This window comes from Paraburkholderia sp. BR10882 (assembly GCF_040948855.1).
GTDB lineage: Bacteria > Pseudomonadota > Gammaproteobacteria > Burkholderiales > Burkholderiaceae > Paraburkholderia > Paraburkholderia nodosa_A.
In genome coordinates this window covers 1-1220 of record NZ_JBFPKP010000056.1, presented here as the reverse complement: position 1 = coordinate 1220, position 1220 = coordinate 1, and the positions used below count along the sequence as shown (strand labels likewise).

1 protein-coding gene is annotated in these 1220 nt (G+C 63.3%); it reads right to left on the bottom strand.

Annotated features, from left to right (window positions below):
- Positions 1–1220: NRAMP family divalent metal transporter (locus tag AB3X99_RS40850; RefSeq protein ID WP_368662064.1), on the bottom strand; the 1220-nt coding region annotated here is incomplete at both ends.

The window sequence follows — 1220 nt, the reverse complement described above, 5'->3', positions numbered from 1 at the left end:
GCCATCTGCACGACCTTCACGATCACGAGACCTACCGCGACGACGAGGTAGGTGCGCAGCACGCCCATCCACACGCGCGTCGACAACGTCAGGTGCTGCGGCGCCGGCAGCTCTTCGAGCGGCGCCATGCGCCACGTGTTGCGCAACTCCTTCAGGGCCGGCTTGTTGAGCGGAGCCGCATCATGGCCGACAGTTCCACCGCGCAACTTGCGCGAGAGCTCCACCGCTGCGTACACCGCTGCGGCAAGCCCGCATCCGCCTACGAGAATCTTGATAATTGCCGCACCGCTGATATCCGGATAAACCGTGGCCGCCGTCAGGATGATCGACAACACGACGAGCACGGCAATCACTGCACCCGTGAACACGTTCAGCTTCTTCGAATTCACCCACGGGCCGAGCACCGCCTTGTCATTACAGAGCAGCAACAGGAACACCGTTGCGCTCGGCAGCAGCACGCCGGCCAGCGTCTGCACAGCCTCAGTCAAGAGGCCGAGCGGGCTGCCGGGAATCAGCACGAGGGCCGCCGCGAGCGCGATGATGCCGAAGTAGACGAGATAGAAACCCTTCGCGTCGAGCACGCTGCGGTGCAGCGAGTGCTTGACCTTGAAGACATCGCCAATCGCATAGGCCGTCGAAAGCGAGACGGCGGCGGCGCCAATGATCGACGCGTCGAGCAGCGCCACGGCGAAGATCGTGGCCGAGGTCTGGCCGACGTACTTGTGCAGACCCGCAATCACGCCACCCGCGTCGGTGAAGTTGCCGAACTCGGGCTTGCCGTCAAAGAGCGCGGCGGTGAAGGCCATCATCGCCACAGCGCCGACGATCACGAACGCGATACCGATCCAGAGGTCCGCCTTTTCGTACTTCATGAAGCGCGGCGTGATGCGCTTGTCGATCACGTAGCTCTGCTGGAAGAACAGTTGCCACGGCGCGACGGTCGTGCCGACGATGCCGATCACGAGCAGCATCACGTCGGAGAGCTTCGAATTCGCCGGCCAGGTCGGCACGAAGAAGTCGCGCGCGATAACGCCCACGGGCGGGTGAATCGAAACGAGCACCGGGATCAGCAGCAGACTCAACAGGCACAGCACGATCGCGAAGCGTTCGAAGCGCCGGAAGTCGCCCGTACTGACCGCCGCCATCGTCAGTACCGCGGCGATGCAGACACCGAGAACCTTCGAGACGCCGAGAAAGTCGAGCGCAAACGTAATGCCGAT